Source organism: Caldisericia bacterium, from assembly GCA_026414995.1.
Taxonomy (GTDB): domain Bacteria; phylum Caldisericota; class Caldisericia; order B22-G15; family B22-G15; genus JAAYUH01.
The window spans coordinates 1-7086 of sequence record JAOAHY010000026.1; the positions used below are offsets into that span (position 1 = coordinate 1).

Genomic DNA, 7086 nt, shown 5'->3' on the forward strand with positions numbered 1-7086 from the left:
AGAGAAATCTATTGAATTTCTTGGTGATGAGGAGGATTTTGATTTAACAGAACCATTTACTCATTCAATGATAGCAAATGGAATTGTTGTTCACCAATGTGGTGAGCAACCTTTGTTGCCTTATGAATCTTGTAATTTAGGTTCAATAGATGTCTCAAAATTTGTAAAAGATGGGAAAATTGATTATGAGAGATTAGGTAAAATTGTAAAAAATGCAGTTCATTTTCTTGATAATGTAATTGATGCAAATAGATTTCCTCTTAAACAAATTGAAGAAAAAACAAAACTAACAAGAAAAATTGGATTAGGTATTATGGGTTTTGCAGATTTACTTATAAAATTAAGAATCCCTTATAACTCAGATTATGCAGTTAATTTAGCAAGAGAACTTATGTCATTTATAAACAAAAAGGCATGGGAGAAATCAGAAGAGTTAGCATTAGAAAGAGGTGTTTATCCTGCATGGAGTGGAAGTATTCATGAAAAAGAAAATAGAAAAGTTAGAAATGCAACAGTTACAACAATTGCACCAACTGGTTCTATAAGTATTATTGCAGGTTGCTCTTCAGGGATTGAGCCAATTTTTGCACTTGCTTTCAAAAGACAAGTCGCAATTGGCCAATGGTTTGAAATTCATCCACTTTTTGAAAACGAGCTTAAAGAAAGAGGTTTATATTCTGATGAGTTAATGGAAAGAGTTGTTGAGGAAGGAACAATTCAACATATTGATGAAATACCAGAAGATATGAAACGAATTTATGTAACAGCACATGATATTGAACCTGAATGGCATATAAAAATTCAAAAAGCATTTCAAGATTTTGTAGATAATGCTGTTTCAAAGACAGTTAATCTAAGAAATGAAGCAACAATTGATGATGTTAGAAAAGTTTATCTTATGGCTTATGAACTTGGGCTTAAAGGAGTTACTGTTTATAGAGATAGATCAAAAGAAGTTCAAGTATTAATAAAGGGAAAAGAAACAAAAGAAGAGGAAAAGGGAAAGTTAAGTCCTAGACCAAGACCAAAAATAACTTATGGTGCAACAATTAAAATGAAAACAGGTTGTGGAAATTTATATGTAACAATTAATGAAGATGAAAATGGTATATGTGAAGTGTTTTCAACTTTAGGAAAAGCAGGAGGATGTGCTGCTTCACAAACAGAAGCAATTTCAAGGTTAGTATCTCTTGCACTTCGCTCTGGAGTCTCGCCAGAACCTATAATTGAACAACTTAAAGGAATTAGATGTCCTAATCCAATATGGGGAGATGGAGAAAAGATACTTTCATGTGCAGATGCAATAGCAAAAGCAATAGAGATTTACCTTTCTATGAGTAAAGAAGAGAAAAAGGAGTTAAAATTTGAGGAAAAAGTTACTCAAAAATTTGAGACTACTTTCCAAAAGAAAGATTTACAAATTTGTCCTGAATGTGGGTCTCTTATGATGAGTCAAGAAGGGTGTTATACTTGTCCTAATTGTGGATACTCAAAATGTGATTAAATGAGAGAGAGTTCTGATTTATTAATATATAATATAAAAGAGATTGTAACACCTTTTGATTTTAAATTAAAAAGAGGTAAAGATTTAAGTAAGTTAAAAATAATAGAAAATGGAGGAATTTCTATTAAAAGTGGAAAAATTGTTTGTGTTTCAACAACTGAAGAAGTTCTTGATAGATTTGAAAGCGAAAACATAATTGATTTAAAAAATGAGAATATTGTATTACCTGGTTTTGTAGATCCTCATACACATTTGATTTTTGGAGGTTCAAGAGAAGAAGAATTTTTAGCAAGGATTTCTGGTGAGCCATATCTTTCAATTCAAAAAAAGGGTGGTGGAATTTATAAAACTCAAAAAGACACAACAGATTTAGATGAAATTGAGCTTATTAAAATAACAAAAGAAAGAATAAATTTAGGAAATTTATATGGAATTCTTACTTTTGAAATAAAAAGTGGTTATGGACTTTATATTGACAAAGAGATTAAACTACTAAAAATAATTAAAAAATTGAAAGAAGAATTAAATTCTAAAATTATATCAACATTTTTACTTCATCTTGTTCCTAAAGATATAGATAAAAAAGTTTTTATAAGTGAAGTTTTAGAAAAATTACCCCAATTAAGAGAAGATAATCTTTTCGATTTTATTGATATTTTTATTGAAGAAGGCGCATTTTTATTAGATGATGCTATAAAAATTTTAGAAATTTCTCAAAAATTAAACATTAATGTTTCTCTTCATGTTGACCAATTCAATAGATTTGGTGCCTCAAAACTTGCAATAAATTATAATATAAAATCTCTTTCACACCTAGATTTAACTTCAGATACAGAACTCGAAGAACTCAGTAAGACAGAAACCGTTGGAATAATTTTTCCTCTTGAAAGATTTGTTTTTAAAAGAGAAGAGAATAGGGGTAGAAAGTTAATTGATATGGGGATTCCATTAGCACTTTCAACAGATTTTAATCCTGGAACATCACCCTCATTAAATTTTCCATTAATTTTATCTTTAGGTATAATTAGAGAAGGATTAAAAATAGAAGAAGCAATAAATGCATCAACAATAAATAGTGCTTATGCTTTGAATATTCAAAAAGATGTAGGATCAATTGAGATAGGCAAAAGAGCTGATTTAATAATTTTAAACCTAAGTAGTTATAAACAGATACCATATTTTGTTGGTATGAATTTTACAAAATATGTAATAATTAATGGTGAGGTGATAAGAATTGATAGATAAACAAAAGATCAAAAAAGCAGTTGAAATGATTATTGAAGCAATTGGAGAGAATAAAGAGAGAGAGGGTTTAAAAGATACTCCTGAAAGAATAGGAGATATGTATGAAGAAATTTTCAGAGGTCTCCATGAAGACCCAAGAGAGCATTTAAAAAATGGCTTTGTTGAAGAAAAACACCATGAGATGGTAATTTTAAGAAATATCACCTTTTTCTCAATGTGTGAACATCATTTTCTTCCTTTTTTTGGGAAAACGCATATAGGGTACATTCCAAACAAAAAAATTGTAGGAATCTCTAAAATTGCAAGAGTTGTTGATTCTATCTCTAGAAAACCACAACTTCAGGAGAGATTAACAAGCGAAATTGCAGATGTAATATATGAAGAGGTCCAACCATTAGGACTTGGGGTTGTAATTGAAGCAGAACACCTCTGTATGGTTATGAGAGGAGTTAAAAAAATGGGAAGTTTAATTGTTACCTCTGCAATAAGGGGTGGGTTTGAAAAGTATGCTTCAACAAGAAGTGAATTTCTAATGTTAATTTCAAAAGGAAACAATGAATTTTAGAATAAGAGAGTTAAACTTAAAAGATTTTGAAAAACAAAAGATTTTAAGGGAACTATCTGTACACCCTATTGGTATTTCAATAATGAAAGATAAGATGATCTTAAAATTAATGAAAGTTGAAGGAATTGATACAAGAGCTGCAAATATTTTAAAACAGGAATGTCTATCTCTTGGTGGAGATTGTGCAATTCCTCATAGTGCATATAATCTTAAAGATGAAAGAGTAGATTGTATAATTATTGGCACATTATCAATTTATAAAAAACTAATTCCAAAATTAAAACTTCAACCTTTTGGATTAAAAATTATTGCTGAAGAGTTAGAAAGAATTTTATTTAATGAAAAAATAAATAAAACAAAAATAGGAGATAAAATTTTTGAATGGGGTAAAAAAACTTACATTATGGGAATAATAAATCTAACCCCAGATTCTTTTTCAGAAGATGGACTATATGGAGAAAATTTTATAGATAATGCAATAGGTTTAGCAACACTAATGGTTGAATGGGGTGCAGATTTAATAGATATTGGGGGTGAATCCACAAGACCAGGTTCATCTCCTATCTCTTATGAAGAAGAAAGAGAAAGAGTTATTCCTGTTTTAAAAAGATTAGTTAAAGAAATTGATGTTCCAATATCAGTTGATACATATAAACCTCAAATTGCGAAAGAAGCACTTGAAATTGGAGCAAGTTTAATTAATGATACACACGCTTTAAGATTCGATAATGAGATGGTAAAAATTGTAAGTAAATACAATGTACCTATTATTTTAATGCATTCAATAGATGGAAGGGGAGGTAAACCACCAAATGAAAATTATTATAAAGATGTAATTTTAGATATAAAACAATTTTTTTATGAGAGAATTGAATATGCATTTGATAATGGAATAAAAAGAGAAAATATTATATTAGACCCTGGAATTGGTTTTGGCAAAGGAGTAAAAGATAATATTGAAATCATTAAAAATATAAGTGTTTTTAAATCTTTAGGTCAACCAATTTTAATTGGTGCTAGTAGAAAAAGTTTCATTGGCGAAATCCTTTCATTGCCAGTTTATGAAAGAGTTGAAGGTACAATAGCTGCATGTCTTAAAGCAGTTGAAGAGGGAGTAGATATCTTAAGAGTTCATGATGTAAAGGAAGTTAAAAGAGCGGTTAAAATGTATGATGAATTTGTAAGGGGTAAAGATGAAAATATATCTTAAAGGAATGGAATTTTATGCATATCATGGAGCAATTAAAGAAGAAAATTTGCTAGGTCAAAGATTTGTCGTTGATCTTGAAATAGAGAGTGACATACCAGAGTTAGATGATTTAAAAAATACTGTTGATTATACAGATATTTATAAAAAAACAAAAGATATAGTTGAAAACTTTAAATTTAAACTAATTGAAACTCTTGCAAAAGAAATTGGAAAAAAACTTCTTGAAGATAAAAGAATAAAAACTATAACTGTTAGAGTAGAAAAAATTTCGCCTCCAATAAAAGGAATTCTTGAAAAAGTTGGTGTTGAGGTAATTTTAAAAAATGATTCTAATATTTTTTGATATTGAAACAACAGGTTTAAATCCAGAATATAATAAATTAATTGAAATTGGATGTATTAAAGTTAGTGATGGTATATTAAAGGAAACATTCTCTAGGTTGATTGATCCCAAAGAGTCACTTCCAGAAGATGTTAAAAAAATGACTGGTCTAACAGAAGATGATATTTTAAATTATGGAGTTGAAGAAGAAAAAGCAATAAAAGATTTTTTTGATTTTATTGATGATTATCCTATTGTTGGACACAATATATTAAATTTTGATATTCCTTTTATTGAAACAAGAAGTAATAAAAAACTAAAAAACCGCTTTTCAGATACATTAATAATTTCCAAATTTTTAGCACCTAACCTTAAATCACATTCTTTAAGAAATGCTTTAAATCAATTTGGAATTTTATCAAATGAATATCATAGAGCAGTAGATGATGCAATTTTAACTTTTAAATTGTGGGAAATTTTAAAAGAGAGAAGTAGAAACATAGAAAAAAGTTTTATAAAGAGTTATGCTGAAAAAATGTTTAAAGATGATAAATTGACCCTTGATGCATTTTATATTTTTTTAGAAGATTTATGAAAAAGCCCCTTTCAATTATTTTAAGACCAAAAAATTTTGATGAATTTATTGGACATAAAGATATTATTGATGATACATTTAAAGAAAAAATTAAAAGTGGATTTGTTCCACATTTATTAATTTGGGGGCCTCCAGGTTCAGGTAAAACAACACTTGCAGAAATTATTAAAAATGAGAGTAAATTAAATTTTATAAGAGTTTCTGGTGCGGAAACTGGAATAAAGGAATTAAGAATTATAATTGAAAATGCAAAAAGAGAAAAGGAGTTTTTTCAAAAAGAAACAATTCTTTTTATAGATGAAATTCATAGATTAGATAGAAAAGAACAAGATTTTTTACTTTCATTTGTAGAAAATAGAGATATTGTTTTAATTGGAGCAACAACAGAAAATCCTTATTTTACTATAGTTCCACCTCTATTATCTAGGTGTTTTCTTATAATTTTAGAACCATTTAATGATGAAGAGATGAATAAAATTTTAGATAGATCCCTTAATTTTTTAGGAAATATTGAAATTGAAGATGATGCAAAAAGATTTCTTATTGAGATTTCAAAGGGTGATGCAAGATTTATGATTAATATTCTTGAAAATATAAAAGATGAATATAAGGATGAAAAAGTAAAAATAAATTATGAGAATCTTAAGAAATTTTTAATAACAAAAAAGATAAAATTTGATAAAAAGGAGGAACATTATAATTTAATATCAGCATTAATAAAATCAATTAGAGGAAGTGATCCAGATGCCTCACTATATTATCTTATGAGATTAATAGAAGGAGGTGAAGATTTAAGATTTATAACAAGAAGATTAATAATTTTAGCAAGTGAAGATATTGGTCTTTCTGACCCTTTAGCTTTAATTATTGCCACTTCTGGTGCAGAAGCAGTTGAAAGGGTAGGTCTTCCTGAAGCAAAACTAATTCTTTCAGAAATTGTACTTTACTTAGCAAAAGCACCAAAAGACAATAGAGTTTTAAAAGCACAAGAAAAGGTTTTAGAAATAATTGAGAAATTTGGAAATCTTCCAGTTCCACTTCATCTTAGAAACCCAGTTTTAAAAGGTTTAAAAGAACTCCACTGGGGAGAGGGATATAAATATCCACACGATCATCCAAATGAAAAAATAGACTATTTGCCAGAAGAAATAAAAGATAAAAAATTTTTTGAAGAAAAGTAAGTTATAATTTTTTATATGAGTATTAAAAAGTTAAACGAAAAGGAATTTGAAGAGAAAATTTTAAATAAAAATGGATTAAAGATAGTTAAGTTTACAGCAGATTGGTGTTATCCATGTAAGATTATTGAACCACATTTAGTTAAATTAGAAAAAATTTATAATGGAGAAATAGAGTTCTATGAAATTGATGTTGAAGAAAATAACAACATTGCATCTAAATATGATATAGTAAATATTCCAACCCTTCTTGTTTTCAAGGATAACAAAGTAATTGGTTCTATAGTTGGTGCTTTAAATTTTGAATCACTAAAAAAAGAAATTGAAGAAATTATAGGAAAAAATTAAAAGAGGTGGTTTTAAAACCACCTCTTAAAATAATTTTAAATCTTTTTATGGTACTTCTTTTCTAATTATTCTTACTATAACATCTCTTGGAAGTGGATCTTTACCTTGAGGTGTTAATC

The 7086-nt window shown here is 27.9% G+C and carries 8 protein-coding genes; all 8 read left to right on the top strand.

What is annotated here, in order from left to right:
* Nucleotides 1–1504, top strand: a 1504-nt coding sequence (locus N3D74_06480; GenBank protein ID MCX8095810.1) for a TSCPD domain-containing protein, incomplete at its 5' end; no start/stop codon positions are given.
* A complete protein-coding gene (gene hutI / locus N3D74_06485; GenBank protein MCX8095811.1) occupies nt 1505–2749 on the top strand; it encodes an imidazolonepropionase in 1245 nt (414 codons plus the stop codon).
* Nucleotides 2739–3314: a GTP cyclohydrolase I FolE gene (gene folE / locus N3D74_06490; protein ID MCX8095812.1), complete on the top strand. Its 576-nt coding sequence runs from the start codon at nt 2739–2741 to the stop codon at nt 3312–3314. The genes hutI and folE overlap by 11 nt, the downstream gene beginning before the upstream one ends.
* Nucleotides 3304–4524, top strand: a complete 1221-nt coding sequence (folP, locus tag N3D74_06495) for a dihydropteroate synthase (protein MCX8095813.1) — start codon at nt 3304–3306, stop codon at nt 4522–4524. Before folE ends, folP begins: the two co-directional genes overlap by 11 nt.
* On the top strand, nt 4508–4867 hold the full coding sequence (folB, locus tag N3D74_06500) for a dihydroneopterin aldolase (protein ID MCX8095814.1): 360 nt from the start codon (nt 4508–4510) through the stop codon (nt 4865–4867). Before folP ends, folB begins: the two co-directional genes overlap by 17 nt.
* Nucleotides 4848–5441 carry a 3'-5' exonuclease gene (locus tag N3D74_06505; protein MCX8095815.1) on the top strand — a complete coding sequence of 198 codons (594 nt, stop codon included), beginning with the start codon at nt 4848–4850 and terminating at the stop codon, nt 5439–5441. The genes folB and N3D74_06505 overlap by 20 nt, the downstream gene beginning before the upstream one ends.
* Entirely contained in the window at nt 5438–6622 is a 1185-nt protein-coding gene (locus N3D74_06510; protein ID MCX8095816.1) for a replication-associated recombination protein A, read from the top strand. The genes N3D74_06505 and N3D74_06510 overlap by 4 nt, the downstream gene beginning before the upstream one ends.
* 15 nt (nt 6623–6637) lie before the next feature.
* The gene (locus tag N3D74_06515; GenBank protein ID MCX8095817.1) at nt 6638–6967 is read left to right on the top strand and encodes a thioredoxin domain-containing protein; all 330 of its coding nucleotides are present in this window, start codon (nt 6638–6640) and stop codon (nt 6965–6967) included.
* The last annotated feature ends 119 nt before the right edge of the window (nt 6968–7086 follow it).

Excerpts from the sequence above, each read along its gene's own strand:
- folB (MCX8095814.1), top strand. The coding sequence starts at position 4,508 with ATGAAAATATATCTTAAAGGAATGGAATTTTATGCATATCATGGAGCA.
- N3D74_06515 (MCX8095817.1), top strand. The coding sequence starts at position 6,638 with ATGAGTATTAAAAAGTTAAACGAAAAGGAATTTGAAGAGAAAATTTTA.
- hutI (MCX8095811.1), top strand. The coding sequence starts at position 1,505 with ATGAGAGAGAGTTCTGATTTATTAATATATAATATAAAAGAGATTGTA.
- N3D74_06505 (MCX8095815.1), top strand. The coding sequence starts at position 4,848 with ATGATTCTAATATTTTTTGATATTGAAACAACAGGTTTAAATCCAGAA.
- N3D74_06510 (MCX8095816.1), top strand. The coding sequence starts at position 5,438 with ATGAAAAAGCCCCTTTCAATTATTTTAAGACCAAAAAATTTTGATGAA.
- folP (MCX8095813.1), top strand. The coding sequence starts at position 3,304 with ATGAATTTTAGAATAAGAGAGTTAAACTTAAAAGATTTTGAAAAACAA.